This is a genomic window from Streptomyces sp. NPDC050636 (genome assembly GCF_040654775.1).
Lineage (GTDB): Bacteria > Actinomycetota > Actinomycetes > Streptomycetales > Streptomycetaceae > Streptomyces.
This window is the reverse complement of sequence record NZ_JBFAIP010000089.1, coordinates 1-25,489: the sequence shown is the minus strand read 5'-3', so window position 1 is coordinate 25,489 and position 25,489 is coordinate 1. Positions and strand designations below refer to the sequence as shown.

Below are 25,489 nucleotides of genomic sequence, written 5' to 3'. Positions count from 1 at the left end.
TCGTCAAGGAGACCGAGGTCCAGGGCCGGAGGGTCCTCTACTTCGCCGACCCCAACGGCTACATCATCGGCGTCAGCCAGAAGCAGACCTGGTAACGACCGTCTCGGAGACGGTCCGGAGACGGCCCGGAGACGGTCCGGAGATGGCCTGACCAGGGCCGCCCGCACCACCAGTGCCCCGGCCCCCCCGGTATGCCGGGGCAACTACGGCAAGGTGCAGAGAACGATGAAGATCGCAAGGAGCAGAGAACGATGAAGATCGCAGTGCTGGGCACCGGCGCGGTGGGCCGTGCCCATGCCGCCCGACTTACCGCCCTCGGCCACCAGGTGATCGTCGGAACCCGCAACCCCCAGGCCACACGGGAACGCGCCACCGCGGACAGTATGGGCACCCCACCCTTCGCCGCCTGGCAGGAACAGCACCCGCACGTACCCCTGGCCCACTATGCCGGGGCAGCGGCCGGCGCCGACCTGCTGATCAACGCCACCGCCGGCGCCACCTCCCTCGAAGCCCTAACCGCAGCCGGGGACGGCAACTTGGCCGGCAAGGTCCTGATCGACACCGCCACCCCCAACGACTTCACCACCCCTGTCGATGTCCCACTGGCCGCCCCCTGGGGCGGGTCCGCACCTCTCCTGAACCCGGTGGGCAGCGACAGCCTCGCCGAACAGATCCAGCGCGCCTTCCCCGACGTGAAAGTCGTCAAAGCCGTCAACACCGTTGCGGCCCACCTGATGACCGACCCCGCCTCTCTGGGCGGGGGAGACCACACTCTCTTCGTCGCCGGGAACGACCACGAAGCCAAGCGGCAGGCCACCGAACTGATGGCCTCCTACGGCTGGCAGGACATCATCGACCTCGGCGACCTTCCCGCCGCCCGTGCCACCGAGATGCTCCAGCCCCTCTACCTCAGCCTGGCGCGCACGTTGGGACACGAACACTTCAACCTCAAGGTCATCCGGTGAAGCAGCACCCCACCATGAGCACCCTGCTGCGCCGTATCACCCCCGCCGAGCGCCGCGCTCGCCTGGCCCGCCGCCACCTGCTGGCTTCCTCGGTCCGGGTGGACAGTCCCGAGGGGGTGGCCGAGGCCCTGGTCGGGCTGCACGCCACCGACCCCGCCACCGTCTTCCTGGCAGCCGCCGCCCGTATGACCGCCCCCGACGTCGCTGCCGTGGAGCGGGCGCTGTACGAGGATGTGACTCTGGCGCGCCTGCGGTGCATGCGCCGCACCATGTTCGTCCTCCCCGACCACCTCGCGCCCATTGCTCACGCCGCGACCGCCAAGAAAGCCGTCAACCACCGTGCGGACGCGGTGAAACGGCTGCGGGAGGCCGCCGGCTGGGACGAACACCGCTACACCTCCGCCGAGCACGACCTCCTGGCTGCCCTGGCAGCGCGTGGCGAAGCCTCTGCAGCGGAACTCGCCGCCGACGTACCGGCTCTGCGGGAGCAGTTCGTCACCTTCCCGGGGAAGCCGTACGAGTCGCGTCAGCGGGTGGCCTCGCCGATCCTGGGCGCTCTGGCCGCCGACGGCCGTATCCGCCGTGCCCGCCCCGCCGGTTCCTGGACCTCGGCTCAATTCCGCTGGACCTACGCCGAACCCCCGCCGCAAGTGCCCGTAGCCGAAGCCAAGGCCGCCCTGGCCCGCCACTACCTCGCCTCGTTCGGCCCGGCTACGGCCGACGACCTGAAGTGGTGGACCGGCTGGAGTCTCACCGACACCCGCACATCCCTCGCCGCCACCGGGGCCGAAGCCGTTGAACTCGACGAAGGCACTGGCTACCTCCTGCCCGACGACACCACACCACTCGCCGAGCCTGAACCTGCGGCCGCGCTCCTGCCCAGCCTCGATCCCACGGCCATGGGCTGGCGCCAGCGCGACTGGTACCTCGACCCCGACCACGTCCCGGCCCTCTTCGACCGCAACGGCAACATCGGCCCCACCGTCTGGTGGAACGGCACCATCATCGGCGCCTGGGCACAACACCCGAACGGCCACATCAACCACCACCTCCTCACGGACCCCGGCCACGAGGCCCGCACCGCCGTCCAGAGCCAGATCGCGCGCCTGACCGCCTTCCTCGGCGACAGCCGCATCACGCCCTGCTACCGCACTCCCTTGGAACGACAACTCGCCGCACAACCTGCATAAGAAGATGCCTTTCGAACCCAGATGGCTTGGCACGGCAGCGCCGGAACGTGTCCTTGAGCAGCTTCTGTCGTCAACCATGGGAGTGCGGACGTCACCACAACCGTCCCGAGCGTCGCCAACCAGTTCATCTTGGGATGGGCCCGTGCTCGGGTGCTTGGGCGAGAATCCGGGGCCGAGCGAGGTACGTGACCCACCCAGCCCGTCCAGGGTCGCCACACGCGGAAGCCCACGGAGCTACAGACTCTCCTGTGCCTCGATTGTCAGTGCGAGCAACTACGATCTCGCCCATGACCAAGTTATTCACACACCGACTGCGGGTGCGCTACAGCGAGTGCGACCAGCAAAACGTAGTGTTCAACGGCCACTACCTCTTCTATTACGACGTCGCCATGATGGAGCTGTGGCGCGAAGCCACGGAGGGCTATGCATCCATGGTCGAGCGTGGAACCGACCTGGTCGTGGCAGAAGCACGAATCCGCTATCGCCAGGGGGCACGCTTCGATGAGCTGCTCGACATCGAGATGCCCATCACCCATCTCGGGACGACGAGCATGATCGTGTGCCCGAGGTTCAAGGTCGGCGAACGGCTCATCGCAGAGGGCGAAGTGCGGCACGTGTTCACCGATACCGTGACCGGCGGCAAGAAGGAGATGCCCAACGGAGTCCGGGCATCCTTCCAGCCCTTCACCTCAGCAGGGGGATAGCACTGACACGGGGCTGTGTTGGCGCTCCCTGAAGCGCGGGGCGACGCGATGAGCTTTCGCAGTGCTGCTGAATTTCCACACGACTGATAGATGAGCGCACCTCTGAACAATGGGTGGATCATCCAGCAGCGTCCTTGGGCGGTTCCGGTGTCCAGACGTCCTGAATGGCGCGGTGCAGGTCGAGGAGCAGATCCCGGCCGTCCATCTCTCGCTCGCTGATCGGGCGCCGCGCTCGGTAGGCGGTGAGGAAGCGCTGCTCCACCGTTTGCGCGGACTCCGGCGGTTGCCCGGCGGTCAGGAACTGCTGCCAGCTGACAACGTCGTGGAGCAGCGGGCCCCAGCTGGGGCTGCCCCAGTCGATCAGCGCGAGTGCAGTGGAGTCGGGGTCCCGCAGGATCTCCGGTGCCGGGTCGCCGTAGAGCACGCCCTCGCTCAGCGGCGCAGTGGTGCGGAAGTCGGCTATGGCGGTCAGCGCCTGTCTCAGGGCGGCGCCGCGGCGTCTGCCGAGGCGTTTGGCCTCCCCCTTGTAGTAGTCGAGCATTCGCCCGGCCGGCTGTGGCACGTCCGGCAGGGTCATCAAGGCGTGATGGACGCGCCCGAGGAGGTCACCGGCCTGCTCCGGGCCTGTGCAGGTGGTCAGGTCCAGCGGCGAGCCCGGGATGAAAGTGTGCAGGGCCAGCGTCCAGGGATAGTCCTGGGGCCGGTCAACGGGGCAGCACAGTTTCCCGTCGGCGGTGGGGATCGGCGCTCCGGTAGGGATGCCGGCCTGGTCGAGCACGACGGCGATCCGCAGCCCGGGTTCGACGAACTCGGGGTCGTCGAAGGTCAGCTTCGCGACGTACGAGCCGTCGCTGCTCTCCACCTTCCACACCCGTGAGCGGTCTCCGAGACCGGTCAGTTCGGCGGTGAGTCGCGGGTCGGGAAGTTTCCAGGGGCCGAGCAGCGGCAGGAGGCGCTGGTCCGAATCGGAGCTCATGGACGTTGATCCTCTCGAAAGGCCATAGGCCATAGGCCATAGGCCATAGGGCATCAGGGAACTGCAGGGCGGTGCGGGCGTCGGGTCGGCCACGGGGGGGGGACTTGGGCAGGCCGGAGGCTTCCGGTCACTGCCGGGACCGCCTCTGGTCCGGCTGCGTGTGTGCGGGAAAACTGGCGGGTGCGGTCCTACAACGCGGCGTACGCGCGTTCCAGGCCCTCCGTGTGGCCGCCCCCCATCTCGATGTAGACCTGTCCGGTCGGGACGCACGCGTCGCGGACGATGGCGCTCCGCTCTGTGATCCATGCGGCGGTCCGGCAGTACGTCGCGTCGTCGGCCCCTTCGAGCCAGTGCGGGGCGATCCGCAGATCGTCGGCCGTCAGCGCGGTGTTGCCGAGGAAGACCGCAGCTACCGGAAGCCCGAAGCCGGCTGCTGCCGCGACCACCGCGGGCGTGACGATGTCGCCCTCGACCACATAGCACTCCGACGGCTCGGGCTCCTCGCCGATGCCGTCCGCCACCGCGCGCAGGAACTCGATGAGGAACGGTTGAGCCAAATCCGCCTTGTCGGGGTGCGTACCGTGCCGCACTCCGTGGTGCGGGGCCGCGTTCTGCAGCATCGACACCAGCGCGTCGGTCGAGCACCCCGGGATACGGTCCCGATCCAGCAGCATCCGGGCCAGCGTGCTCTTGCCCACTCTCGGCGGACCGCCAATCAGATAGATCACGTGCGGGACCGTAGAGGCAGGGCCTGACTCGAGCAACGCAATTCCCCACGATGCGGTGGAGTTGGTGATGAACGGTTCCCTGCAGCGGTTGAGCGACCCGTCCCCGCAGCGGTTGAGCGACCCGGGCGGTTCCGAGTCACCTCACGAGGTGTAGTCGGCCCAGCCACCGCAGCAGAGCCGCCGAGGCCGCATCCTGCCGCGATCAGTCATCCCTTGCACACGGACATCGGCTATGCCGGTCGTGTTCCTCGTGATTGCCGTGGAGTGCTGCCCGGTCGGGCAGGTGAGGGCACATGGCGTGACCGCTGGCCCCGGATGATCGGAATGCCCCGCCCTGGCCTACGATCCTGCTTGCTTCGGCCGATTGGGCGCGGTTGTGTCTTGCGGAGAGTGTTGGGGTGGCGTGCGTTGCGTTCCTACCGGGTAGTCCTGGCCCTCGTTCCCGCCGCGTTCGCCCTCGCCGCCTGCGGCCGGCTGGCCTTCCCGCGGGTCCCTGACGGTAAGCCGACCAAGCTGTCCCGATCCCAGACAGTGACCACGTGGACCGATGCCGCGGGCGGGACGCTGCAGCTGAAGCCGGATGGAACGTTCACCGCCCATGACGTCTGCGGCGATTACGACATCTCTGCTTACGGGCCGGAGAACGAACCCAGGTCGGGGTCGGGCACCTGAGATGCCGAGGACTGGCAGGAGGGACAGACCAGTCTCACGGTGTCGTTCAAGGTCGATGGCGTGAGCTCCGACTACAAGGCCCTGCGAGACGGCAAGACACTGAAGTTCTGGACCTACGTCGGTGACCCCGACGACAGTCATTCGCTATGCATCCTGACCGCTCCCACGGGGTGAGGCGACTGGGTTGGCTGCGACCCCGGCGCCGAAGCCCTCGGCCAGCTGCGCGTAGGTGTCACCGCGGCGCAGATGAGTCAGGGCGAGCAAAGCCTGACAGCCGGCCGGCAGACGCCGCCAACGAGTGCCGATCTCACGGCGCCGCACGACGAGTTACCTGGTTAGGGAACGCAAAGTGCGGCTGGACAGATCGATAGAGACGGGTAGACAAGCACGCGGAGCTCCTGGTGGACACAGTGATCTTGGTCGAGAACCCGTCTACCAGGGGCTTCGGCGCACTGTCAGCTCAACTGCCGGGCTCACGTCGCAGGTTACGAACCACTCGCCGGTGTGTGGTTCACCTTGACATCATGTTGCTTTCTCGCCGGTGTGTTTTCCAGCTGGTCGCCGGCAAGGGGGCGGCGCTTGGGAGGTATTGCGTCATGCTGTCTTGCTGTCGGCACGCCGGTGCTCACGTTCTGGTCTAAATCCAGTGTTTTTGCGTCTCCGTGGACTCTCCCGCTACCCGTTGATATGCCTTTCGAAACTGAGATGGTTGACACAACGTAACCTTGCGCGTCGCTATAAGGTGAAGGCAGAATGCTGAACCTTCTGATTGGGGATTAAGTGAATCTTTCGGGGGGAACGTTTCAAAGTAGCCGTGATGGGGTACTTGCGGGCGCGGGTGACGCTGCGTTATTTGACCATGAGTTTCTGTGGCCCGATTTAGAAGCATTCAACTGGGCCTATGATTGGTTCGACGTTATTGCGGGAGGCAACCCGAATCCGGCAATTATTCAGTTATATGCAGGTGGGTGCAGGCGGGAAACGTCGTACGAAGAACTCTCCGAGAATTCGAACCGGGTCGCCGGATGGCTTATTCGGCAAGGGGTCGGCAGGGGGACGCGCATCCTCATTTCGCTGGGAAACGAGGTGGCGCTCTGGGAAATCCAACTGGCGGCCCTGAAGCTCGGAGCGATAGTGGTTCCCGTCCCTTCGTCGAGCGACGGGGCGACTTTGATGGACCGGATGACCTTCAGTGGCGCCACCGTTCTCATTACCGGCCCCGAGTCGGCCCAGCTTCTGACTCCTGGCCCCACATGGACCGGAATCACTGTCGGAGGGACCGTGCCCGGCTGGTCGTCATATGAGGACTCCTACTCGTCTCCCCTTCGCCACCGCCCGCGAAAGCGCAGCGAGACTGATGCGCCGTTTCTCCTTGAATGCTCTGATGGCATCGCCGGCGGTCGAATACAAGGTTGGCTCCACTCGCACTATGCATGCACGGTAGGTAGGCTGGCCGACCTCTACTTCACCAAGCTTTCTCCCGGTCAGAAATACTTGAGCACGGCATGCCCTGGTTCCATCGAGCATATGTGCTTCAGTTTTCTTGGCCCGCTCACGGCGGAGGCGACAACTCTCGTTGTCGAGGACCAAGGCGCCGGTTCCGGACCCGCTTCCGGTTCCGGTTCTGGTTCCGGTTCTGGATCCGCCATCGGAGAGCTGCTGACCAGGGAATCAATTCAACGTATCTTTCTTTCTTCGGACCTCTTGAGTGACCCTGAAGTCTCCGCTTCGAGAATATTCAACTCACCTGGCATCGATGTTTTCAGTAGCGGAGCCCCTTCTATCGTGTGGGCTCTGAACGCCGACAGATCTCCACTATCGGGAAGAGTGAGATGTGGCCTGCGCCATCACCAGACGACTACCGGGGTATCCGCGGCGGCGGGAAATTACAGTCAGCCGCGGGGGAGCTACCGGGTGGAATCTCTCCCAGGGCACGAAATATATATACTCTCTTCAGGTGCTGGGCTTCCAGCAAATGCGGGCGAGGTGTGCATCCGTCTACGGGAATGGCCGAGTCGGCTCACGCCGCTACCCACCACGTACGGGCACACGCAGCAGATCCCCGGCATTGAGTCGCTACGCACCGGGTTCATCGGCCGGCGGCTGACTGATGGCTCGGTCGTGCTGGAAGCCGAGACTGACCGGGTTTGAGCACACACGGATCAGGCTGCGGTGGTGAGTCCCAGGCTGTGGTGGATGTCGAGGGCAGGCATGGAGTTGTTGAGGGTGATGTAGTGCAGACCCGGGGCATCTTCGTCGGCACGCCCCCGGCCTGCGCTCCGAGCAGTCTGTGACTCATAGAGGTCGCGTAGCCGTAGTCCACGCCGATCCGACACGCCAACACCGGATCGTGGCAGGCTGCTTCCAACTGGTGAGCTGGGTTCGTCGGGGAAGGCCGCGTGCTGAGTTCGGCGAAGCAGCGGATTTGCCGGACGAGCGAGGACATCGTCTAGGTTGGCGTCTGCGAACTGGCCGATGATGCACCGGAGTTCGGCTGCGGAGTGGCCAACGGCGGTCAGATGGGCGACGGGGCGCATAGTCGTCTCGGAGGCGATGCGCTGTGCTACGCCGATAGTGCGGTCGCGAGACGATCCGCCGGCTCCGCAGGTCACCGAGGCGAAGCTTGGCGAGGTCCCGTCGATCCGGCGGATTGCGTCCATAGGGCCCGTTCACCGGACGGTGCCTTCGGAGGAAAGAACTCAAAGGAGAAGGTCTTCTCGCCGCTCGCGAGAGCCTGGCGCAGGGTGGTCACTGTCGGCCTCCCGCGCTGAAGTACGTGGACTGCGGGTGGTGGATGACGACGGCGTCGGTGGACTGCTTCGGGTGCAGCTGGAACTCCTCGGAGACTGGACGCCGATACGTTCGGGCTGCAGGAAGGCGGCGATCTTGGCCCGGTCCTCCAGGCCGGGGCAGACGCAGTAGCCGAGGGAGAAGCGGGCGCCGCGGTATTTGAGGGCGAACATGTCCTCCATCTCCGCCGGGTCTCGCCGGCGAAGCCCATCTCCGTGCGGATGCGGGCGTGCCAGTACTCGGCCAGTGCTTCGGCCAGTTGGACGGACATGGAGGTGCTGCCGCAGCTACGGAGCGCCGAGAAGCAGCCGATCACACCAGCAGCCCGCGGACATGCCGCGGAGCAGGTCAACCAGGCCACCACGTTCCTCAACTGGCTCGCCGATCGGAACCACACCCTCACCGCGGCCAACCACGCCTGCCGGTAGCTGTTCCCCGGCCGCCGAGCTGGGCAACCGCTCCACCCCGACGTCCTTGCAGCGCTCCTCAACGACATCGGCATTCACACCACGGCCGGCCGCACCGCCGCGATCCGGCAGCACGTGCTGGAGATGCCCGCCCCGGTCGTCGCAGAGGCTCTGGACTACCACCGGATCACCACAGCCAAGCTGGCCTCCGAGGCCGGAGGCACCTGGAGCCGATACGCGTCGGGAGACAACTGGCGGTCACCACCAGGCTGGACCCCGCGGAGAGCTGGTGGCAGTTGAAGACGTGAGCCCGCCAATAACACACCCGGGCACCCTAGGCATAGGCATAGGCATCGGCCCGGTCCCTGCAGACGATCTGTGCTTGCGGAGCCAGGCTGCCAGGGGATCGACTTCGGTACGGTTCCGGGCATGCCTGCTCCCCGTGATAGCTACGACTCCACCCGTCACCCCGATCTCCTGGCGTGGCTGACCGAACGACAGACCGGCTTCGAACGCTGGGCCCAAGAAGCTGGAGGCGTCACCCTGTTCGGCTTCTCCAACGCCTCCCTAGACGCACTGGAAGACCTGGTGAGGGAGACGTACACCAAGACGGAGGAGATCACTCAGCAGCGTCGCACCCTCTTCATCCAAGGCGCCGTGTGGTACATCGGCGAAGTCTTGTGCCGCCGCAAGGGGTGGGTATGGAAGTTCGAGCCGGACTTCAACACAGGCGAAGTACCGCCGTTCTACGGCGAGACAGAAGCGCCGGGACTCCTGGACACCCCCTGCGTGGGCGTACCCGAGGCCGGTCCTGGTGAGCACTGGTACCCGCTGAACACGCTACGCCGCCTGCTCGCCGAGGACGACGAGGTGGGCAATCCGATTGATGAACGGCTCGTCGGGATGGTCGAAGGCTGGTACGACGACGAAGACGAGGAGGACGACGAGGAGGACGACGAAGACGACGAAGACGAGGAGGACTACGAGAACGAGGAGGACGAGGAGGGCCACGAGGGCTGATGCCGCGCACCCTCGCGGGCGGGGCTCGCCCTCGTCGCCGGCGCCGCTCTCGACCCGTTGCCGAAAACAGGCAGGCAGATCCTCTGGGAGAAGAGGTCGAGCAGAGCCCGGACCGTGATCTGACGGGGCGTCAGTCGGTGTCGCTTGATGGCGAATTGCAGCAATAGGAGCGCCGCGCGCACGGCGGTGGAGCGGCACATCAGGATCGTGACGGCACCGATGCAGCCGGAGCTCCACATGACCACGAATAGCGCCGCAATGACCGGTTCGTGCCGCAAGGCGCTGCGGAATCATCCACGTTCTCGCCCCTTGCGAGGTATATAGCCCGGTATCGCAACGGACGTAACTATACCGCTGGGTGTACCGTCAAGGTGTGACTATTAACAGTGAGACCGCCGGACGGAACAGTAAGAGGCGCGGCATGCAGCATCTGACGCCGGCCAGTGTGAAGGTCCTTGAGACCGCCTCCCGGCTCTTCTACGAGCAGGGGATCCGCGCGGTCGGCGTAGAGGCGATCGCGGAGGAAGCGGGCGTCACCAAGAAGACCCTTTACGACCGTTTCGGTTCCAAAGAGGGTCTTATCGTCGCCTACTTGCGTGCTCGTGACGGCCTATGGCGTTCCACCCTGGTGAAGCACGTCAACGGTCACGACGGCCCTCCCGAACAGAAGCTCCTGGCCACGTTCGGCGCCTTGCGTGAATGGATGCGTGAGCGAAACCCGCGAGGCTGCGCCTTCGTCAACGCCTCCGTGGAACTACCTGAGGATCACCCTGGGCGGGAGGTCGCCCGCGAGCAGAAGGCCTGGCTCCTTGCCTACCTGGAAGATCTCGCGGCGGAAGCCCGCGCCGAGGACCCTGAGGCACTGGCCGGTCAGCTGCTGATCCTTCACGAAGGGGCCTGCATCGCCGATTCCATGCAGTCGGTGGACCGGGCTGTTGATCGCGCTGAGCAGATGGCCGCAGTCCTCATCGAGAGGTCACTTACCGAGTGACTCGCGACGACTTGACCTCGATGACCTCAAAGCCTTCGGGCGGAGCCGCTTCAACGAAACCTACCGCCGACCTGGCGGCGGCCGGCGAGAGACTCTGCCGTCCGATTCCAGGATGCAACTCCGGCCGATAGGTGATGAGCTGGTTCGGTCCTCTGGTTACCGATGAACGCAGCCAGGGCCGCGGGGTCGGACTTGGTCGCTTCACCAGAGGACCGTGCATCGCTGGAGGGCATCACGCTTCAGCTCCAGCTCGCGGATCCGCTTGTTCTTCTCGCTTGCCTTCCGGCGCAGCTGCTCCAGGTCAGTGCGTTCGGCCTCGCGCATCCGGCCACCGGGGGCCGGTTCGGCCGGCCGGTCGGAGGTCGCCGACCCGTTGCGGCGTCCGTCACCGGGGGACTCAGCTGTGCAGTGTGCCCGGGGTGATGCCGAGTTTCCCGGCGACCTCCGGAACCGGCTTCCCGGTCTCGATCACGATGCGTACAGCGCCCTCACGGAACTCGGGCTCGTACGAATGCTGCTTGGACCCCATGAATTCCATCTTCCCCTGCAACCACGGACTCCATGTGCAATCACGGACTCCATGTGATCACGGACTCCATGTGCAATCACGCACACCGCATGCAATCACGCACACCGCGCTACGAGGGGTCAGGGACCGCAGGAGAATTCATCGTAGATAGAAGTCGGCCGCCCGGCGCATCGCCTTCGTGCGTTCAGACTCGGTATCCAGGTGTTTTGCCAGTTCAGCTGCATACACTCGCAGTAGGTCATGCAATTGATAGTGGCACTCGTCGTGGTGCCGAATCAGGTGTGCGCTGGCGAGATTGCGCAGCAACAGCGAAGCCTCATCCTGGCTGACACCCGCAGTCGCCGCAGCGGCATCGGCGTTGATCGTGTAGCTGGGGAGCAGGCCTAACAGCCGAAACATGCGAGCAGTTTGCACGTCGAGCGTTTTGTAGGAGGTGTCGAACGCATGGCGAAGCACGACTTCACCCGCGGCAAGGTCCAGCCGGGCATGCTCAGGTTTCAGATCGGTGGCAAGAGTGCCGGTGCTGTGGTGTCGATGGCTCACGATGTGCTCGGCAGCCAGGACCAGTGCCAGCGGGAGATGTCCGCAGCGTTCGGCCAACACGGCCACGGCGGCGGGGTCGGCGTCGGCGCGCACGTCGCCGATGATCGAACGGATCAGCAGGACCGCCTCCGGCCGGGATAACTCTGGCAAGGTCAGCGTGACGGCGCCCACCTGGGATATCAACCCGGGCAACCGCGAGCGGCTGGTCACCACGACGGCGCATCCTGGAGAGCCGGGCAGCAGGGGGAGGATCTGCTGGGTGTCGGCGGCGTTGTCCAGTACCAGCAGTATCTCGCGGCCGTGCAGGGCCGAACGGAAGGTGGCGGCCCTCTGGTCCAGATCCGCTGGGATGTGCTCGGTGGGCACGCCCAATGCGCGGAGCAGGTCCTCCAGAACATCGAACGGTGCGGCCGCGGTTCCTGGCCCCGGGCCCCGCAGGTTGACGAACAGCTGCCCGTCGGCGAAGTGCCCGTCGTTGACGGCCCGGTGTGCCGACTGAACTGCCAGTGAGGTCTTCCCCATGCCCGGTGGTCCATTGATGACCGCGACAGGTACCGCAAGGGATTGCTCATCGCCATGCAGCACCCTGTCGAGTCGGTCCAAGTAACGCCGGCGTCCGACGAAGTTGTGCTTCGCTGCGGGCAGTTGGGCAGGATGGACCCATCCTTGCTGTTGACGAGCGGCTGCTTCCAGAGCTGTGGCGATGGTTGTGAAGGTATTGCCGACGTTCAGCGCTCGATCGCAAGCCTCCGCGAAAGTTACCGAGGGCGGTCGCTTGTCCGTCTCGACCTTGCTGACGTGACCTCGGTCGAAGTGCACCCGAGAGGCCAGCTGCGCGAGGGACAGCCCCAGCTGCTGACGGCGAGCCCGGAGCAACTGCCCGAACGTCGCTGGAGCGCCAACAGCCGGTCTGCAGTCGGTGCCCTCGCGGGAAGGTTGTGTTGCTTCCGAGCACTGCGTTAGTTCTCGCAGCATTGTCAATCCCCCCGATCTGTAGAGATCTTCCAAGCGGCCAGCCCCAGGGCGGAGTTGGCTCGGTGAACGTGTTCGTAGTCGATCGGGCTCCGGAACCCACCACGCTGTGCAGTCGGTGCGTGGTGTAGAACCCGGTGATCCAGGTCGCGATCTTCAAGCGCGGCCTCGGTGCGGGCAGCAGAGGTGTGCCGGTGGGTGGGAGTCCTCGACCTTGAGCACGCTGTGAACGCCTCGCTGACGGCGTTGTCAAAGCACGCCCGACACGGCCCGACACGGCCCGACACGGCCCGACACGGTCCGACTCGGTCCGGCACGGCCCATGGACTGGGCCACGCCCAGGCGCCGACAGGTGCAGCGGAAGCGCCGGCAGGTAGAGCTCGCCCTCCCCGGTGACGATCTCGGCATATCGCCGCACCACATCTGGTCCGGGGCATCCGCGGTGAAGTCCCGACGCACGACGTCAGGGGCTGCGGGTGTTCACCGAGACGCGCCGGCCCTCGCGGACCAGGAGGAGCCAGATCTTCGGGGAGGCGTAGGTGCCGTCGGTCCTCTGATTACCGATGAACGCAGCCAGGGCCGCGGAGTCGGACTCGGTCGCTTCACCAGAGGACCGTGCATCGCTTGAGGGCATCACGCTTCATCTCCAGCTCGCGGATCCGCTTGTTCTTCTCGCTCAACTTCTGCCGCAGCCGCTCCAGGTCAGCGCGTTCGGCCTCGTGCATCCGGCCACCGGGGGCCGGTTCGGCCGGCCGGTCGGGGGTCGCCGCCCCGTTGCGGCGTTACCGCGGGGCCCAGCTGTGCAGTGTGCCGGGTTGATGCCGAGTCCCTGACTTCTGGGTCAACGCGCTCCATGGCGACCTATCGGGTCGGCCGTTCCCGGGCGTAGGGGAAGAGCCGTCGTGGACGTGTGCCGCGGAACTGGTGGTGCCTTCGAAGTCCAGGACGACGGCGTCGCTCATGTCGTCGCCAGCAGATCGTCGAGGGTCGGGAAGCGGGCAGAGATGCTGTCTGGTAAGAATCTGCCGACCCAGCCGTCCTCCTCCTGGAAGAAGCAGATCGCGGTGAAGTCCGGGCGCGCTCCCATGTCAAACCAGTGCACCGTCCGGCTGGGGACGGACAGCAGGTCCCCTGCTGTGCACACCATCGCGTGCACTTGGCCCGAGACATGGAGATAGAAGCAGCCAGCCCCTGCTACGAAGAAGCGCACCACGTCTTCGTCGTGGACGTGCTCCTCCAGGAACTTCTCGCGGGTTGTACGCGCCCGCTGGGGCCAGTCCGGGTCGGCTGGCGCGGGCGTCATACGCGCGATGTCGACCAGCCGGTAGGCGCCCTCGGCACTGATGTGGTCGATGTGGCTTCGGTAAGCCCTCAAGATGGTCGAGTCGTCGGCATCGGCCGGAAGCCGGTGGGCGGCGTGCCACCGTTCGAAGCGCACACCGATTTTGAGCAGTTCCTTGCGGATGACGTCCAGGTCGTCGGTGCGCAGACGTACGGTCTCCGGCGCACCCTCCGGCATGATCTGCAGCAGTGTCACCGGGCGTTCTCCTTCGCCACGCCAGGCCCGAAGACGCCGGTCAGCAGGGTCAGGTGACTGAGCTCCTCGATGCACTCCAGCCGGTTACGAGCCTCGTCGATGTCACGGCCCCAGGTGGTTGCGCCGTGCCGGTCGATGAGCAGGGCGGGCGGGACGTCGGCTGCCGACTCATCGAGATAGGCGGTCACGTCGCCGGCGATGCGGGATACATCGGGCCAGTTCGTGAAGACCGGCACCACGACCAGGTGGGGATCAGTCACGCCGAGGTCCTTCGCCGGTTCCAGTTCCTGAAAGACCGCCCGGCCGATGGAACCGGCGTGGCCGGTCAGGGCGGCCAGGGCAGTGGAGTACGGCGCGTGTGCGTGGACGACCGCCCTGCAGTCAGGCACTTGTTGGTAGATCGCGAGGTGTAGCGAGGTTTCGGCCGAGGGCCACTCGGTCTCGCCGAGCAACGGCAACCCTTCGTGGGGGTCGACCATCACCGTGTCCTGGTGGGACATCGTCCCCTTGCTCTGGCTGCTGGCCGTGATCACGACTGCTTCACCGGCTCGTATCGATACGTTGCCGGACGTTCCTGGCATCCAGCCGCGCTCGTACAGGGAACGGCAGGCGGCCGCGAGGTGCCCACGTTGCAGCTCGGCATCCTCATGGATGTATACGGGCTTCACAGGTTCTCTCCTCCTGCACCGGCCTGCGGGACTGCCGTGACAGTCCGGAGTGCGTCGACGGGGATCGGGGCCGGCCGGGCGGCCCTGTTGAGTGCGGCGATCTCGGTGAGGACCGCGTAGCGCTCGACGGTGGCACCGCAGGCCTCCTCCACCGCCGAGCGCACGGCGGCCAGCGTCCCTCCGGTCGCAAGGACGTCGTCGACGAAGAGCACACCGACCGGTACCTCCAAGGCGTCCGAGTCGTGCGGGGTCACGTCGAAGGCGGGGTTGTACACAGGCGAACCATGCCGCGTGGCGGCACGGTTGATCCGGTCGTCCTCGTCCAGCAGCGTCTGAGCCTCTGCGAGGACGGTGTCGGCCCGGTCCTCGAGCACGGACAAGGCACGCGTTACTCCCCTGGAGAGGTTCACTGCGGTCGGCCTGACCGGGCGATGCGCGCTGCGTCGTTGGGTATTGCCTTGGAGCCCAACCGGCCCGAGGAGGTGTGCTTAGGCAGACAGCGCGACGCCGAAGGCGGCCCCGGCGATGCCGAGGGTCGGCGCTCTGCGCACGGCTGGCGATGCGACGGCATCGAGGGGTTCGTCGACGGAATTAATGTGGAACTCCTCCGAGTTTTGCCGCGTATCGGACGGCTGTTTCTAGGCAAGACTGATCCCTGCGTGGGTAGGGGAGAGAGGGCAGCGAGAATTGATTTATCCTCGCGACAGATCTTCCGGAATTTACCGGAACTGGGTCCTTACCGAAGGTTGGACCATGTGGTGGCAGGGCCCCTTCGCCGCTTTACCTGAAAGGATGAGCGACATGCATGCATCTCCTTGGGGAGGGGCTATTTAGGTGAGGTATACCCACCGGTCTAGTTACATCATAGGGATGTGAACTTCCGGGCGTCAACAGCCCATTCTCCAGGTGGCTGGAAAGGGTCTTCTTGCGCTCTGCCGACATGCCTGTTTCAGGGCTTCGGAGTAGCCGTGTGTCGTCCGCTTCGTGACGATCTGTCAGATCGATGGCGCCCCCGGGAGGTGACAGGCGCGGGCTTCCAAGACCATGGCGTTCCTGACGCCCCGTGACCTGCGGGGAAGACTGTGTCTGCCGACACCTCATCGCCGACCCTTCTGGCGGTCGCCGCCGGACAGCCCTCCCGGGGTCGACCCCGGCCCCCCCACGACGAACCCGAGCGGCCAGCCACCCCCGAACACGGTGAGTCCACCCCCGAACACGGTGAGCCTTTTCAACCTGCTGGCAGGGCTGCCTGGTTGGGGGTGGTGGCGTTCGACAGCGATGCTCCTGGTAGGCAGTGTCACCACGACCGGGATGCACCGTCTCGGGCAGGAACTTCGCGTGCTCGTCTGCCCGTCGGGTCGGTGATCGGTCTGTCCCACGCGTACCTGCGTCATCGGGCCCATCAACTGGCCGTCGACTGATGGGAGTCCGGCGTTCGTGATCCTGGACGCCACCCTGCTGCCGATCGGCCGGCTCGCCGCCGACACCCGTACCACTCCGGGAAGCACAAGCGTCACGGCGAGAACATCCAGGTCCTGACCGACCGTTCGCAAGGCTGCTGTGGGCCTGTCCCGCGCTGCCCGGCTCCACCCACGACTGACCGCCGTCGTACCCACGGCGTCGTCGACGCCCTGGCCCCGGCAAACATCAACTGCCGGACGGGCAAGGCGTACCAGGGTGCCGGCCGCCCGATCCGGGTCCCGTTTCGGGGCCCTCCGCTCAAGCGATGGCAGCGCCGCCACAACACCACGCACCCCAAGATCTGCTGTGTCGCCGAGCAGGCCATGACCACACCGAAGCCTGGCACCCACCCCGGCAGAACCGCCCGCAGCACCAACCAGTCCACGGACCTCGTAATGACGGTCGCCGTCCCTCACCACACGTCAGCGTGAGGCGGTAACAGCCTCAACATCACCGCAGCCACTTGACCAGCAACAACGCCCTACCGATCAGGACCCTCCACGGTGCTGCGGTCCTGTTGCCTTGCGATAGACAACAGGGCAGCCCTGTACAGCTTTGCTGGAGCCGACGATAGTGAAATTACTTCCGCAGCAAGGGCGTTGTCCGCCGTAAAGGACACGATTCCCCATGTCCGGATCAGCCGCGACTGAGGTTAGTTGTAGCTGATCCGACCTCCGGTGCAGGCCGGTTCTCGGGTCCGCCGGTTGTTCTCTGACATGGGGTGGACCGGGATTTCTTGTAGAGGTAGCCGTAGTCACGTCGAAGGAGACACAGATGGACATCCAACTCGACCAGGCCGAAATGGTAGTGTCGCCGACCGAGTTCTTCCAGCTCGAGGAGACGGCGCGGATAAGGTCATCCATCGGGCTCAAGCTCTCGGATCATTCATATCTGCCGAAGGCGGACGAGCCGCGCGCCGATTGGGTCGCGAGCGTTGCCGTGCCGGCGTTCAAGACGCTTGCCCAGATGGGTGTTTTTGCGCCGCGATTCTGCACGGTCGGAACGGGTGCAGGCCTGGATGTGCTAGCTGCCGTGGAAATTCTGAAAGCACGTATCGTGGGTTTCACCGATCTCCACGAGGACGTTCTGGCTCATGCGCGTGAAAACATTCAGAGCAACCTCGTGGATCAAGGTGTCGAACTGATTGGCGGAGCGGGTGACATCCTCTCTCCTCTTGCAGGCAAGCTGTCGAATGTCGACGTGATATACGAAAATCTCCCAAATATTCCGATGGCGGAGAGTGGCGATCTTGCTGATGGCCAAACAAGTTCGACATTCATTGCAAAGCGAAGCGAGAAGATTCCGAGCTTCATCGAGAAGAACCTCGTAACCCTGCACTATCTGGCTCTCCAGCAAGCACGGCCGATCCTTCGAGTAGGAGGTCGCGTACTGTCGTCTATCGGCGGGCGTGTTCCATTGTCGGAAGCGTTGGCCCTTGCCGGAGCCGCTGGCTATAACGGCAACATCCTGACCTACACGTGGAAGGTTCAGTCTGAGCCGCACGAGGTGGTCGGCGGCTATGCAAAGTGGGAACGGGAAGGACTGGGACCGTTCCACTTCTACCCGGTGAGCGTTCTGCGTGACACCTTCAAGGGTATCTCGGCTGCGGCGGCCGGTGCGCAAGCTTTGGAGATCGAAAAGTCGCTATCGCCTTACGAGATCTCGGCAGTGGATGCCTTGGCTCGGGTGGAGAAGGGCGAGAAAATCGGTCACACGGTCGCAATTCTTGATTCTGTCAAGATTCCTGACTCTGTTAATTAACACTGCTTCGCCAGATCTCTGGCGCGGTGACAGAGGGGACAGCTCGGCATCCAGCAAGCGCCGGCGCGTGTATGGCAGGCGGATGATGGCGAAGAAGTCTCGAAAATGATGTTCAGGACGCGAGGGAGATCGGACCAAGTCGAGGATCCCGCCCGCGGAGTGATGTTGTATCCGCTCTCCGAAGGCGAAAGTGCAGCCCCATCTCGCCCATCACGAACGACGTCCTGCCGAATCGGTATCACGTTGTTCAGAGCCTCGCCGATCTTTGCGAAATATCATTCCAACCGACTCATACCAGTCGCTGATGAGTTCGCAGCCCATCCGAACTCCCTTGCGTCGTCCGTCACGCCTGGCCAAATTCTCGCCCCAGCAGTGCTCAGTAGGGAGCCGATATGAAGGTTCAATCGTTCATCGGCAACACACCGCTTATCGAACTGAAGACCTTCGACCTTCCGGCCGATGTTCGGATATTCGCCAAGGTCGAATTCATGAATCCGGGGGGCAGTATCAAAGACCGAATCGTCAGTTACATTCTCGACGATGCCGAGCACCGCGGTCTGCTCAAGCCAGGCGCAACAATCGTGGAGAATACCTCCGGAAATACAGGTGCGGCGATCGCGATGATAGCGGCAACGCGTGGCTATCGTGCGATCTTGACAATGCCGGACAAGGTGAGCAAGGAAAAACAGGACGCCCTGCGTGCGATGGGAGCTGAGGTGATTGTCTGCCCGACCTCGGCTGCACCGGATTCGGCAAAGCACTACGTGACGTACGCGCGGCGAATCCATGCTGAGACGCCGGGCTCATTCATGCTGAATCAGTACGACAACCCGCTCAATGCGGAGGCGCATTTCCACTCGACGGGTCCTGAGATTTGGGATGCGCTCGGGCGGTCGGTGACGGCATTCGTTGCATCAGGGAGTACAGGAGGAACGATCTCCGGGACTTCTCGGTTCCTGAAGCAGCAGAACCCGTCCGTGAAGTCTGTCCTGCTCGATCCAGCTGGTTCCATCTATCACCGCTATTTCCATGAGGGTGTCGTTGATCCTTCGCAGATCGCTCCGTATTTCGTCGAGGGCGCCGGCGAGGATCATCTGGTGAAATGCATGGACTTTTCGGTTGTCGATGACGTCATCCAGTTCACCGACGCCGATGCCTTCGCCACGTGTCAGCACTTGGCGAAACGTGAGGGTCTCATTTGTGGCGGCACCTCGGGAGCGAATGTGTGGGGCGCTGTCCGGGTAGCCAGATCACTGACGAAGCCGGCAACGGTCGTCACGGTCCTGCCGGACAGCGGTAACAAGTACATTTCGAAGATCTACAACCCGGATTGGCTGAGGCAGAACGGCTTTGGTACCGGTGAAATTCGCGAATTGGAACCGGCTCTGTAATGGGAAGCACGCAGAAAAATGTGATCGCCGCGCTGACGGCCGCCTTGCTGTGGGCCTTCGCCTTTGTCGCCCCAGCCGCCGTCAAACCCGCGAGTGAACTGCTCCTGGTCACCGGTCGGTATTCCTTGTTCGGCCTGTGCGGCCTCTATGTCCTGTGCAGAGGCTGGAGCCAGCTCAAGCTGATGCCGATCCGGAGGATCCTATTCGGCCTGTACATAGGCTTCGTGGGGTACTTCGTCTTCTATATCTGCGTCTCGTACTCTGCAACAATGGATAGCGGCTTTATCACTGCAGTCGTCGTGGGATCTTCACCGATCACGATCGCAGTGGCCGGCAACTTCGCGGAAAAGCGCATGTCGTGGCGCGAGCTTGTCGCACCGGTCATCCTGATTCTCGTCGGCCTTACGTTCCTCAGCGCCTCGGACTTCATTCAGGGGGAGCGTTCGGATGACACGAACGACTCACTCTTCGCGATACTGCTGGCTATCATGGCCATGCTGACATGGTCCTACTTCGTGGTCCGTAACGCCCAGTCACAGCGAACCTGGGAGACGAAGCCGAACCCCACGATTTGGGCGGCTCTGGTGGCGATGGGGGCAGGCGGCGCTTCTATGGTGTTGCTGCCCTTCGCCATTGCCACCACACCGGATGAAACCTTCGAACCGTACCCGCTCTTCAAGATTATCGCTTGGTGCGTGTTCCTGGGTGTCATCGGCTCCTGGTGGGGCACATACATCTGGGTGAAGGCGGCGCAGGGCATCCCGGTGCCATTGGTCGGGCCGTTGCTCGCCACGGAGACGATTTTCGGAGCGATCCTGAGTCTGCCGGTGGAACAGCGGATGCCCACCTGGACAGAGGTCGGAGGCGCCCTGTTCATTCTCGTCGGGATTGGCGTTTACATGGCGTTCGACGTGAAGAATTCACGATCGAGAGACAGCGGCAGCGACAGCGACACGGAAAAATCGGACGCATCAGATGTGCCCGCGGTGACATAGCGGGCGAGAAAAGAACGGTCATGATCGTTGGCTTAGTCCGACATGGAGGCAATTTCATGAGCAGCTCCTTCGCGAACATCAAGCAGTCGCACGTTTTCTTCGACGATTCCCCCGGGCTGAAGAATTACTACGAGGACTGGGCGTCGCGGTACGACGGGGACCTGGCGGATCAGAAGTGGGTGGCGCCGCGGATTGCGGCCAACTTCGTGCACCTGCTCGCCTCGGCCTATGGATCGCCGGAAACGACCGTTTTTGACGCCGGCTGCGGTACCGGCCTCGTCGGCAGTGTCCTGAGCACTCTGGGTAATTACGTGATCGACGGCGTCGATCTGTCAGAAAACATGGCTGCCGAGGCCTTCAAGACCAATGCGTACCGGAAGGTCTACGGTGGCGTGGACCTCTCGGCGCCAGGACGGGACGAGCGTCTGGACCAGTACGACATCGTAGTCAGCAGCGGCGTGTTCACGCTTGGTCATGTGCGCCCGAAGGCGCTGCTCACGCTGATCGAGTACGCCCGGCCCAATGGGTTGATCTTGGTGTCCACCCGCGGCAGCTACGCCGCTGAAACGGGCTTTGAGGACTTCGCCTTGTCGCGAGAGGTCAGCGAGCTGGTTTCTTTGGAATTCAAGCTGAAAAACGCCAACTACATAGCAGAAGAAGGGGCCGATTACTGGGTCTTCCGCAAGACCGGACCGACGCAGTAACAAGGGGCGCGACAGAGCATCGCGGGCACCGCCGAGACCAACCCGGCGTCAGAAACACGCGAAGCCCCTGGTGGCAACGGGGCGATGAAAATTCAGTTCCGGCCACCAGGGGCCCGCGACGTAGTTCGGTATCACACGCGCCGCCATGCTCAGAAGATCACGAGACGTTATCGCAAAGGGTGCATTGCGCACCACGTGCTGCCACGTGCCTACCCACCACTGTCCTGGAGTGTCATGTCCCGCAGCCTGTTCACCTCGGAATCCGTGACCGAGGGGCATCCCGACAAGATTGCCGACCAGATCAGCGACACCATCCTCGACGCACTGCTGCGTCACGACCCCGCATCGCGCGTCGCGATCGAAACCCTGATCACCACCGGTCAGGTGCATATCGCGGGCGAGGTGACGACCTCCGCCTACGTCGACATCGCCAGACTGGTGCGGGAGAAGATCCTCGACATCGGCTACGACTCCTCGGCCAAGGGTTTCGACGGCGGCTCCTGTGGGTTGTCGGTATCGATCGGCGCGCAGTCCCCGGACATCGCGCAGGGTGTCGACACGGCGTACGAGTCCAGGCTTGGGGGTGCGGCCACAGATGGAGAGACCGACGAGTTGGACCGGCAGGGCGCGGGCGACCAGGGCCTGATGTTCGGGTACGCGACCGACGAGACGCCCACCCTGATGCCGCTGCCGATCGAGCTGGCCCATCGCCTCTCGCGCCGTCTGACGGAGGTCCGCAAGGACGGCACTGTGCCCTACCTGCGTCCCGACGGCAAGACCCAGGTCACCATCGAGTACTTGGGAAGTCGGCCGGTCCGCCTGGACACGGTCGTGGTCTCCTCGCAGCACGCGTCCGACATCGACCTGGACTCGCTGCTCGCCACCGACATCCGCGAGTTCGTCGTCGAGCACGTCCTGGCGCAGCTCGCCGACGACGGCATCAAGCTGCAGACCGACGACTACCGTCTCCTGGTCAACCCGACCGGCCGCTTCGAGGTCGGCGGCCCGATGGGTGACGCCGGTCTGACCGGCCGCAAGATCATCATCGACACGTACGGCGGCATGTCCCGGCACGGCGGCGGCGCCTTCTCCGGCAAGGACCCCTCCAAGGTGGACCGTTCGGCGGCGTATGCGATGCGCTGGGTCGCCAAGAACGTCGTCGCGGCCGGCCTCGCCGGGCGCTGTGAGGTGCAGGTGGCGTACGCGATCGGCAAGGCCGATCCGGTGGGCCTGTTCGTCGAGACCTTCGGCACCAACGCGGTCGCCGTCGGGAAGATCGAGGACGCCATCGCCAGGGTGTTCGACCTACGCCCGGCCGCGATCATCCGCGACCTCGACCTGCTGCGCCCGATCTACTCCCAGACCGCGGCCTACGGCCACTTCGGCCGTGAGCTGCCGGACTTCACCTGGGAGCGCACCGACCGCGCAGACGCTCTGCGCAAGGCGGTGGAAGCGGGCTGATGGCCCAGCGCTGCCGGGATGCCCCGGCGTGAAAGCCAGCGGTGCGCGGTTCCCCCGACCGCGCACCGCTTCCCCGCGTGGCGCCTGCCACCGAAGCCGTTCCATCCCCACACCGGCCCCAGTTTCAAGGAGTGCTTTCCGTGCGCATCGCCGTGACCGGATCGATAGCGACCGACCATCTCATGGTGTTTCCGGGACGCTTCGCCGAGCAGTTGCTCAAGGAGCAGCTGGAGCGGATCTCCCTGTCGTTCCTCGCCGACCAGTTGGAGGTACGCAGAGGTGGCGTCGCTGCCAACATCGCCTTCGGGCTCGGCCTGCTCCGGCTCGACCCGATCCTGGTGGGTGCGGCGGGCATCGACTTCGCCGAGTACGACACCTGGCTGCGGGCGAACGGCGTCGATACGTCCTCGGTGCAGGTCAGCGACAGTCTGCACACCGCTCGCTTCGTGTGCACCACCGACGAGGACCAGAACCAGATCGCCACCTTCTACGCCGGCGCCATGGCCGAGGCCCCCCGGATCGACCTGGCCACCATCGCCGCGCGCACCGGCAAGCCCGCGCTCGTCCTGATCGGAGCCGATGACCCCGCGGCCATGCTGCGGCACACCGCCGCGGCCCATAGCCTCGGCATCCCCGTCGCCGCCGACCCCTCCCAGCAACTCGCCCGTCTCGACCGGGAGCAGACCCGTCAACTGGCCGACCGGGCAGGGTGGTTGTTCACCAACGAGTACGAGGCCGCCCTCCTGCTCGAACGTACCGGCTGGACGGAGCAGCACCTTCTCGGCCGGGTCGGCACCTGGATCACCACTCTGGGCGAGGGCGGAGTGTTGCTGGCCCGGTCCGGCGCCCCCACACTGCGGATACCGGCCGTACCCACGGACAAGATCGCCGACCCCACGGGAGCAGGAGATGCCTTCCGGTCCGGATTCCTCGCCGGCACGGCGTGGGACTGGCCGCAGGAGCAGGCCGCCCAGCTCGGCTGCGCCATGGCCACCACTGTGCTCGAGTCGGTCGGCACCCAGGAGTACAAGCTGATCCCGTCGGACCTGATCGCCCGCATTGACCAGACATACGGCAATGATGCGGCCCGTGCCATCGAGCCGCAGCTTGCGCGTGTGTCATGACCGTGGCCGAGCGCCGACGGGCAGACACTCTGCGAGAAGCACTCGCCACCCGGCTGGTGGTGGCCGATGGGGCGATGGGCACGATGCTCCAGGCACAGGACCCCAGACTCGACGACTTCCAGCAGCTGGAGGGCTGCAACGAGATCCTCAATGTCACCCGGCCGGACATCGTGCGCTCGGTGCACGAGAAGCCGGCGGAGAAGTTCCAGCTCCACCCCGAGCAGTCCGCCGACGCGATCGTCCTGCACCACCCCGAGACCGGCCACTTCAAGGCCGGAGGCCGGGAGTGATGGCATTGCGCGACGTCCTCGACCGGGATACCCCGTCCTTCTCCTTCGAGTTCTTCCCTCCGAAGACCGACGCCGGAGCGCGGTCCCTGTGGCAGGCGATCCGCCGGATCGAGAGGCTGGCACCGGCCTTCGTATCGGTCACCTACGGGGCCGGCGGCTCCTCCAGGGACCGTACCGTCGAGGTGACGAAACGGATGGCGGCCGAGACGACCCTGCGCCCCGTCGCCCATCTGACCGCGGTCGGCCACTCGGTGGCAGAGCTGCGCCACATCATCGGCCAGTACGCCGATGCCGGCGTCCGGGACATCCTTGCCGTGCGCGGCGACCCGCCCGGCGACCCGAACGCACCCTGGATCACGCACCCCGACGGATTCACGCACGCGAATCAACTGGTGTCCCTGGTACGGGAGTTGGGAGAGTTCGGTATCGGTGTCGCGGCATTCCCCGAACGCCATCCGCGCTCGCCCGACTGGGAGAGCGACATCCGGCACTTCGTCGCCAAGTGCAGGGCGGGCGCCGACTACGCCATCACCCAGATGTTCTTCCAGGTCGAGGACTACTTGCGGCTGCGAGACCGGGTGGTCGCCGCGGGCTGTGACACCCCGATCATCCCGGAGATCATGCCGGCCACCGACGTACGCCAGATCGGCCGCTTCGCCGCGCTCAGCGGCGCCGCCTTCCCCGAGAAACTGGCGCACCGCCTGGACGCCGCGCGCGACAACCCTTCAGACGGTCACCGCATCGGCGTCGAATACGCCACCGCCATGGCCGAGCGGCTCCTCGCCGAAGGAGCCCCCGGACTGCACTACATCACGCTCAACCGCTCGACGGTGACGCTTGAGATCCACCGCAACGTACTGAACTCAAGGAGTGCACAGCATGTTCTCGCAGACCACCGCTGACTTCACGGACTTAACGGACTTCAAGGTTGCCGACCTGTCGCTCGCCGCCTTCGGCCGTAAGGAGATCACTCTCGCCGAGCATGAGATGCCCGGCCTGATGTCGATCCGTAAGGAGTACGCCGCTGCCCAGCCGCTGGCCGGCGCCCGGATCACGGGGTCGCTGCACATGACCGTGCAGACCGCCGTCCTGATCGAGACGCTGGTCGCCCTGGGTGCCGAGGTCCGTTGGGTCTCCTGCAACATCTTCTCCACGCAGGACCACGCCGCCGCCGCGATCGCCGCCGCGGGCATCCCGGTCTTCGCCTGGAAGGGCGAGTCCCTGGAGGAGTACTGGTGGTGCACGGAGCAGGCCCTGACCTGGCCCGGGCACACCGGCCCGAACATGATCCTGGACGACGGCGGTGACGCCACCCTCCTCGTCCACACGGGCGTCGACTACCAGAAGACGGGTGAGCTGCCCGCTGCGGAGACCGAAGAACTGGCCGTTGTGCGCGCCCTGTTGGAGAACAGCTCCCTGGACTGGGCGAAGCTGGCCTCGGAGATCCGCGGTGTGACGGAGGAGACTACGACGGGTGTGCATCGCCTGTACGAGATGCACCGTGACGGCACTCTGCTGTTCCCGGCGATCAATGTGAACGACGCCGTGACGAAGTCGAAGTTCGACAACAAGTACGGCTGCCGCCACTCCCTGATCGACGGCATCAACCG

The 25,489-nt window shown here is 64.9% G+C and carries 26 protein-coding genes and 4 pseudogenes; 17 read left to right on the top strand and 13 right to left on the bottom strand.

What is annotated here, in order from left to right:
• The first annotated feature begins 251 nt into the window (after positions 1 to 251).
• The 3 genes from AB0I10_RS33965 to AB0I10_RS33955 all read left to right on the top strand — a co-directional run bounded on the left by AB0I10_RS33965 (position 252) and on the right by AB0I10_RS33955 (position 2,859).
• Entirely contained in the window at positions 252 to 965 is a 714-nt protein-coding gene (locus AB0I10_RS33965) for an NAD(P)-binding domain-containing protein (protein WP_363156543.1), read from the top strand.
• Between the two features lie 14 nt (positions 966 to 979).
• Positions 980 to 2,155, top strand: coding sequence for a winged helix DNA-binding domain-containing protein (locus AB0I10_RS33960; protein WP_363156544.1), 1,176 nt, complete (start codon positions 980 to 982; stop codon positions 2,153 to 2,155).
• Positions 2,156 to 2,442: 287 nt separating this feature from the next.
• Positions 2,443 to 2,859, top strand: a complete 417-nt coding sequence (locus AB0I10_RS33955; protein WP_363156542.1) for a thioesterase family protein — start codon at positions 2,443 to 2,445, stop codon at positions 2,857 to 2,859.
• A 118-nt stretch (positions 2,860 to 2,977) separates the two neighbouring features.
• On the opposite strand, the gene AB0I10_RS33950 is transcribed toward AB0I10_RS33955, so the two are convergent.
• On the bottom strand, positions 2,978 to 3,835 hold the full coding sequence (locus tag AB0I10_RS33950) for a phosphotransferase (protein ID WP_363156541.1): 858 nt from the start codon (positions 3,833 to 3,835) through the stop codon (positions 2,978 to 2,980).
• A gap of 188 nt (positions 3,836 to 4,023) precedes the next feature.
• The gene (locus AB0I10_RS33945; protein ID WP_363156540.1) at positions 4,024 to 4,563 is read right to left on the bottom strand and encodes a hypothetical protein; all 540 of its coding nucleotides are present in this window, start codon (positions 4,561 to 4,563) and stop codon (positions 4,024 to 4,026) included.
• A 408-nt stretch (positions 4,564 to 4,971) separates the two neighbouring features.
• On the opposite strand from AB0I10_RS33945, the gene AB0I10_RS33940 reads away from it, so the two are divergent.
• Positions 4,972 to 5,235, top strand: a complete 264-nt coding sequence (locus tag AB0I10_RS33940; RefSeq protein WP_363156539.1) for a hypothetical protein — start codon at positions 4,972 to 4,974, stop codon at positions 5,233 to 5,235.
• A 189-nt stretch (positions 5,236 to 5,424) separates the two neighbouring features.
• Here AB0I10_RS33940 and AB0I10_RS33935 read toward each other — a convergent pair.
• Positions 5,425 to 5,624: pseudogene (locus AB0I10_RS33935) on the bottom strand (transposase family protein); the annotation flags it as partial.
• Positions 5,625 to 6,015: 391 nt separating this feature from the next.
• Here AB0I10_RS33935 and AB0I10_RS33930 point away from each other — a divergent pair.
• Complete coding sequence (locus AB0I10_RS33930) at positions 6,016 to 7,386, top strand: AMP-binding protein (protein WP_363156538.1); 1,371 nt, start codon at positions 6,016 to 6,018, stop codon at positions 7,384 to 7,386.
• An 11-nt stretch (positions 7,387 to 7,397) separates the two neighbouring features.
• On the opposite strand, the gene AB0I10_RS33925 is transcribed toward AB0I10_RS33930, so the two are convergent.
• The 3 genes and pseudogenes from AB0I10_RS33925 to AB0I10_RS33915 all read right to left on the bottom strand — a co-directional run.
• A complete protein-coding gene (locus AB0I10_RS33925; protein ID WP_363156546.1) occupies positions 7,398 to 7,571 on the bottom strand; it encodes a hypothetical protein in 174 nt (57 codons plus the stop codon).
• A 159-nt stretch (positions 7,572 to 7,730) separates the two neighbouring features.
• Positions 7,731 to 7,895, bottom strand: a pseudogene (locus AB0I10_RS33920) (methylenetetrahydrofolate reductase); the annotation flags it as partial.
• Positions 7,896 to 7,983: 88 nt separating this feature from the next.
• A pseudogene (locus AB0I10_RS33915) lies at positions 7,984 to 8,296 on the bottom strand (vitamin B12 dependent-methionine synthase activation domain-containing protein); the annotation flags it as partial.
• On the opposite strand from AB0I10_RS33915, the gene AB0I10_RS33910 reads away from it, so the two are divergent.
• The 3 genes from AB0I10_RS33910 (at position 8,241) to AB0I10_RS33900 (ending at position 10,443) form a co-directional block, all read left to right on the top strand.
• Positions 8,241 to 8,453: a hypothetical protein gene (locus AB0I10_RS33910; protein WP_363156545.1), complete on the top strand. Its 213-nt coding sequence runs from the start codon at positions 8,241 to 8,243 to the stop codon at positions 8,451 to 8,453. The pseudogene AB0I10_RS33915 and the gene AB0I10_RS33910 sit on opposite strands and share 56 nt — an antisense overlap.
• A gap of 408 nt (positions 8,454 to 8,861) precedes the next feature.
• Positions 8,862 to 9,452, top strand: a complete 591-nt coding sequence (locus tag AB0I10_RS33905) for a hypothetical protein (protein ID WP_363156537.1) — start codon at positions 8,862 to 8,864, stop codon at positions 9,450 to 9,452.
• Between the two features lie 421 nt (positions 9,453 to 9,873).
• Complete coding sequence (locus AB0I10_RS33900; RefSeq protein ID WP_363156536.1) at positions 9,874 to 10,443, top strand: helix-turn-helix domain-containing protein; 570 nt, start codon at positions 9,874 to 9,876, stop codon at positions 10,441 to 10,443.
• A gap of 201 nt (positions 10,444 to 10,644) precedes the next feature.
• On the opposite strand, the gene AB0I10_RS33895 is transcribed toward AB0I10_RS33900, so the two are convergent.
• The 7 genes from AB0I10_RS33895 to AB0I10_RS33865 all read right to left on the bottom strand — a co-directional run bounded on the left by AB0I10_RS33895 (position 10,645) and on the right by AB0I10_RS33865 (position 15,072).
• Positions 10,645 to 10,767, bottom strand: a complete 123-nt coding sequence (locus AB0I10_RS33895) for a hypothetical protein (protein ID WP_363156535.1) — start codon at positions 10,765 to 10,767, stop codon at positions 10,645 to 10,647.
• A 73-nt stretch (positions 10,768 to 10,840) separates the two neighbouring features.
• On the bottom strand, positions 10,841 to 10,972 hold the full coding sequence (locus tag AB0I10_RS33890) for a transposase (protein WP_363156533.1): 132 nt from the start codon (positions 10,970 to 10,972) through the stop codon (positions 10,841 to 10,843).
• A 138-nt stretch (positions 10,973 to 11,110) separates the two neighbouring features.
• Positions 11,111 to 12,490: a helix-turn-helix domain-containing protein gene (locus AB0I10_RS33885; RefSeq protein WP_363156532.1), complete on the bottom strand. Its 1,380-nt coding sequence runs from the start codon at positions 12,488 to 12,490 to the stop codon at positions 11,111 to 11,113.
• Between the two features lie 599 nt (positions 12,491 to 13,089).
• The gene (locus tag AB0I10_RS33880) at positions 13,090 to 13,212 is read right to left on the bottom strand and encodes a hypothetical protein (RefSeq protein ID WP_363156531.1); all 123 of its coding nucleotides are present in this window, start codon (positions 13,210 to 13,212) and stop codon (positions 13,090 to 13,092) included.
• Positions 13,213 to 13,445: 233 nt separating this feature from the next.
• Positions 13,446 to 14,024 carry a cupin gene (locus tag AB0I10_RS33875; protein WP_363156530.1) on the bottom strand — a complete coding sequence of 193 codons (579 nt, stop codon included), beginning with the start codon at positions 14,022 to 14,024 and terminating at the stop codon, positions 13,446 to 13,448.
• Positions 14,021 to 14,692: a methylthioribulose 1-phosphate dehydratase gene (mtnB, locus tag AB0I10_RS33870; protein WP_363156529.1), complete on the bottom strand. Its 672-nt coding sequence runs from the start codon at positions 14,690 to 14,692 to the stop codon at positions 14,021 to 14,023. The genes AB0I10_RS33875 and mtnB overlap by 4 nt, the downstream gene beginning before the upstream one ends.
• Positions 14,689 to 15,072 (bottom strand): hypothetical protein, encoded by a 384-nt coding sequence (locus AB0I10_RS33865; RefSeq protein WP_363156528.1) that lies wholly within the window; start codon positions 15,070 to 15,072, stop codon positions 14,689 to 14,691. Before AB0I10_RS33865 ends, mtnB begins: the two co-directional genes overlap by 4 nt.
• 1,855 nt (positions 15,073 to 16,927) lie before the next feature.
• Between AB0I10_RS33865 and AB0I10_RS33860 the strand changes: the two genes are divergently transcribed.
• From AB0I10_RS33860 to AB0I10_RS33820, 9 genes and pseudogenes are all read left to right on the top strand, one after another.
• Entirely contained in the window at positions 16,928 to 17,914 is a 987-nt protein-coding gene (locus AB0I10_RS33860) for a class I SAM-dependent methyltransferase (RefSeq protein WP_363156527.1), read from the top strand.
• A 392-nt stretch (positions 17,915 to 18,306) separates the two neighbouring features.
• Positions 18,307 to 19,305, top strand: a complete 999-nt coding sequence (locus AB0I10_RS33855) for a cysteine synthase family protein (RefSeq protein WP_363156526.1) — start codon at positions 18,307 to 18,309, stop codon at positions 19,303 to 19,305.
• Complete coding sequence (locus AB0I10_RS33850; protein WP_363156525.1) at positions 19,305 to 20,300, top strand: DMT family transporter; 996 nt, start codon at positions 19,305 to 19,307, stop codon at positions 20,298 to 20,300. The genes AB0I10_RS33855 and AB0I10_RS33850 overlap by 1 nt, the downstream gene beginning before the upstream one ends.
• Positions 20,301 to 20,356: 56 nt before the next feature.
• Positions 20,357 to 21,004, top strand: a complete 648-nt coding sequence (locus tag AB0I10_RS33845; protein WP_363156524.1) for a methyltransferase domain-containing protein — start codon at positions 20,357 to 20,359, stop codon at positions 21,002 to 21,004.
• A 234-nt stretch (positions 21,005 to 21,238) separates the two neighbouring features.
• Complete coding sequence (metK, locus tag AB0I10_RS33840) at positions 21,239 to 22,465, top strand: methionine adenosyltransferase (protein ID WP_363156523.1); 1,227 nt, start codon at positions 21,239 to 21,241, stop codon at positions 22,463 to 22,465.
• Positions 22,466 to 22,605: 140 nt separating this feature from the next.
• A complete protein-coding gene (locus tag AB0I10_RS33835; protein WP_363156522.1) occupies positions 22,606 to 23,589 on the top strand; it encodes a carbohydrate kinase family protein in 984 nt (327 codons plus the stop codon).
• Positions 23,586 to 23,777, top strand: a pseudogene (locus AB0I10_RS33830) (homocysteine S-methyltransferase family protein); the annotation flags it as partial. The gene AB0I10_RS33835 and the pseudogene AB0I10_RS33830, both read left to right, overlap by 4 nt.
• 101 nt (positions 23,778 to 23,878) lie before the next feature.
• Positions 23,879 to 24,781 carry a methylenetetrahydrofolate reductase [NAD(P)H] gene (gene metF, locus AB0I10_RS33825; RefSeq protein ID WP_363156521.1) on the top strand — a complete coding sequence of 301 codons (903 nt, stop codon included), beginning with the start codon at positions 23,879 to 23,881 and terminating at the stop codon, positions 24,779 to 24,781.
• Positions 24,759 to 25,489: adenosylhomocysteinase (locus tag AB0I10_RS33820; RefSeq protein ID WP_363156520.1), on the top strand; the 731-nt coding region annotated here is incomplete at its 3' end. The genes metF and AB0I10_RS33820, both read left to right, overlap by 23 nt.

Bases quoted from the DNA above. Each gene is read 5' to 3' on its own strand.
- AB0I10_RS33965 (WP_363156543.1), top strand. From the start codon at position 252: ATGAAGATCGCAGTGCTGGGCACCGGCGCGGTGGGCCGTGCCCATGCC.
- AB0I10_RS33960 (WP_363156544.1), top strand. From the start codon at position 980: ATGAGCACCCTGCTGCGCCGTATCACCCCCGCCGAGCGCCGCGCTCGC.
- AB0I10_RS33955 (WP_363156542.1), top strand. From the start codon at position 2,443: ATGACCAAGTTATTCACACACCGACTGCGGGTGCGCTACAGCGAGTGC.
- AB0I10_RS33950 (WP_363156541.1), bottom strand. From the start codon at position 3,835: ATGAGCTCCGATTCGGACCAGCGCCTCCTGCCGCTGCTCGGCCCCTGG.
- AB0I10_RS33905 (WP_363156537.1), top strand. From the start codon at position 8,862: ATGCCTGCTCCCCGTGATAGCTACGACTCCACCCGTCACCCCGATCTC.
- AB0I10_RS33900 (WP_363156536.1), top strand. From the start codon at position 9,874: ATGCAGCATCTGACGCCGGCCAGTGTGAAGGTCCTTGAGACCGCCTCC.
- AB0I10_RS33895 (WP_363156535.1), bottom strand. From the start codon at position 10,767: ATGCGCGAGGCCGAACGCACTGACCTGGAGCAGCTGCGCCGGAAGGCA.
- AB0I10_RS33890 (WP_363156533.1), bottom strand. From the start codon at position 10,972: ATGGGGTCCAAGCAGCATTCGTACGAGCCCGAGTTCCGTGAGGGCGCT.
- AB0I10_RS33885 (WP_363156532.1), bottom strand. From the start codon at position 12,490: ATGCTGCGAGAACTAACGCAGTGCTCGGAAGCAACACAACCTTCCCGC.
- AB0I10_RS33880 (WP_363156531.1), bottom strand. From the start codon at position 13,212: ATGCACGAGGCCGAACGCGCTGACCTGGAGCGGCTGCGGCAGAAGTTG.
- AB0I10_RS33860 (WP_363156527.1), top strand. From the start codon at position 16,928: ATGGACATCCAACTCGACCAGGCCGAAATGGTAGTGTCGCCGACCGAG.
- AB0I10_RS33855 (WP_363156526.1), top strand. From the start codon at position 18,307: ATGAAGGTTCAATCGTTCATCGGCAACACACCGCTTATCGAACTGAAG.
- AB0I10_RS33850 (WP_363156525.1), top strand. From the start codon at position 19,305: ATGGGAAGCACGCAGAAAAATGTGATCGCCGCGCTGACGGCCGCCTTG.
- AB0I10_RS33845 (WP_363156524.1), top strand. From the start codon at position 20,357: ATGAGCAGCTCCTTCGCGAACATCAAGCAGTCGCACGTTTTCTTCGAC.
- metK (WP_363156523.1), top strand. From the start codon at position 21,239: ATGTCCCGCAGCCTGTTCACCTCGGAATCCGTGACCGAGGGGCATCCC.
- metF (WP_363156521.1), top strand. From the start codon at position 23,879: ATGGCATTGCGCGACGTCCTCGACCGGGATACCCCGTCCTTCTCCTTC.